General features: G+C 35.4%; 3 protein-coding genes and 2 tRNA genes. 3 read left to right on the top strand and 2 right to left on the bottom strand.

Annotation, left to right across the window (positions count from 1 at the left end; genetic code table 11):
- Positions 1–7 precede the first annotated feature (7 nt).
- Both H5072_RS18395 and H5072_RS18390 read right to left on the bottom strand, forming a co-directional pair.
- Positions 8–92, bottom strand: a tRNA-Tyr gene (locus H5072_RS18395).
- Between the two features lie 49 nt (positions 93–141).
- Positions 142–226: transfer RNA gene (locus tag H5072_RS18390), tRNA-Tyr, on the bottom strand.
- Positions 227–338: 112 nt separating this feature from the next.
- Between H5072_RS18390 and H5072_RS18385 the strand changes: the two genes are divergently transcribed.
- The 3 genes from H5072_RS18385 to H5072_RS18375 form a co-directional block, all read left to right on the top strand.
- Positions 339–866 carry a VC2046/SO_2500 family protein gene (locus H5072_RS18385; protein WP_182694381.1) on the top strand — a complete coding sequence of 176 codons (528 nt, stop codon included), beginning with the start codon at positions 339–341 and terminating at the stop codon, positions 864–866.
- A 179-nt stretch (positions 867–1,045) separates the two neighbouring features.
- Complete coding sequence (locus H5072_RS18380; RefSeq protein WP_002961433.1) at positions 1,046–1,348, top strand: DUF6172 family protein; 303 nt, start codon at positions 1,046–1,048, stop codon at positions 1,346–1,348.
- 192 nt (positions 1,349–1,540) lie between these two features.
- Positions 1,541–1,834: PleD family two-component system response regulator (locus tag H5072_RS18375; RefSeq protein WP_182694380.1), on the top strand; the 294-nt coding region annotated here is incomplete at its 3' end.

Here is a 1,834-nt window from a genome sequence, read left to right as displayed (position 1 = left end):
AGAAAAGTGGTGGAGGGAGCTGGATTCGAACCAGCGAAGGCTGAGCCGTCAGATTTACAGTCTGATCCCTTTGGCCGCTCGGGAACCCCTCCACACTAATTTTATTGCATTTGGCCCCACTTAACTTAGCGGTAAGAAAAGTGGTGGAGGGAGCTGGATTCGAACCAGCGAAGGCTGAGCCGTCAGATTTACAGTCTGATCCCTTTGGCCGCTCGGGAACCCCTCCAATGCAACGGCGCTGATAATAGCAAATTGCGTATTTAAGTAAAGAAAAAAGCTAAAGAAAATTGAAATAAAGCCGATAAATATCTATCAGTTACCACAATCGACTAAAGACTATGCAAATAGATGATTTGTTAATCACAGAGAGTCAGTTAAACAGTAGGCTCAATAATAGTGTGCATGAAAATCGCCGTGGCGAATTTTCTCTATTATTAGCGATGCTGTCACATGACGCACTCGACTTTAGCCAATTTCATTTACCAAAAACTGAAATAGATAATTTAGTTATAGAAGAAAAGGCATTAAGAAAGCAATTTGGCGCAGGTCCAAAGCAACTTTTAGCCCCTGATGAATACAATATGTTGGTTGGACAGTTTAATGCATCATTAATATCTCAAGAAGGAGAGCGCTGCGGTATGACAAGTATTAAGTTAAGACAGTGCTTAAAGCCTGAACCACTTGCGATTAGAAATGATGATAAGCATATTCCACTTAATATAATAGATAACTGTGAGCTTGCTGTCAGAAGAAGAATAAAAAGCGAACAAACACAACTAGCGAATCCCCCTATAGATGCAGCTGCTTTTTACGACAGCCTTAATAATGATGCAATACGTCAACCACTTCAGCTTATTGCGGTGTGATATATGATTGTAATAATCATCAGTTAATATATGCTTTACAACGGGTCTGCTTTATATATTTGCTAATAATTGATTTAATGAAAAAAAAGCATCCAAAAATTAAATGCAATTGCTATAATGGCGTCAAATGGTATGACATGAAATGCCATTATCATTAAACCAAGGTAATTAGGAACGTAATGAAGAAAACATTCACGCTAAATCACGAGAAAATCAAATACCCTCGTATGGTTGATGCTGCAAAGCACGAAGTGAAAAAATATTTGAAAAGAGAGCGTAATAAAACGCTACCTGAAGATGCTGACTATTGGGCATTTGACTGTAAGTTTGGTAACACAGCTGAAGATGCGCAAGTTGTGCACGTTGCTGAATTAAGTAACCAAATTGGCGAAATTGAAAAGCAAGGTTTGACCTCTTTCTATGTAGAGATTTTAGCTCGACCTGCTCAACGTCAGCAATTAGATTTAGATGATGACGAATAATACTTAACTAAATTAAGTATTCAAAGTTATAAAATGAGCCCAAGTGGCTCATTTTTTGTTTTTATGCAATAAAGATTTACTAAAAAGCATTTTTATTAATAACCAATAAGTAAAACCCTCTTAATTAACATTTGCATAACAAAATGTGATGCTATAGGCTGTTTTTAATTAAAAAAACAAAACATTTTTACTATGCCAATAAATTACTCTGACCATCAATTAAAACTAAGTTTAAAGAATTCTAAAGTACTTATAGTTGACGATCAGTTATTAAGCTTAATCGTATTAAAAAAAATATTATCTGAGCATTTTAATGTGACAACAGCTGGAAGTGGTGAAGAAGCAATTGAAATTTGTAATGTAAATGTACCCGATATAGTCCTACTCGATATTAGTATGGGTGGAATGAGTGGTATTGATACATGTTTAAAATTAAAAAATAATACTGAAACACAGGATATCCCAGTTATTTTTGTTACATCCTTT

The sequence above is a fragment of the Pseudoalteromonas sp. SR45-5 genome (genome assembly GCF_014163565.1).
In the GTDB taxonomy this organism is placed as follows: Bacteria; Pseudomonadota; Gammaproteobacteria; order Enterobacterales; family Alteromonadaceae; genus Pseudoalteromonas; species Pseudoalteromonas distincta.
Note: the sequence above shows the minus strand (reverse complement) of the source record. Positions and strands in the feature narration are given on the sequence as shown.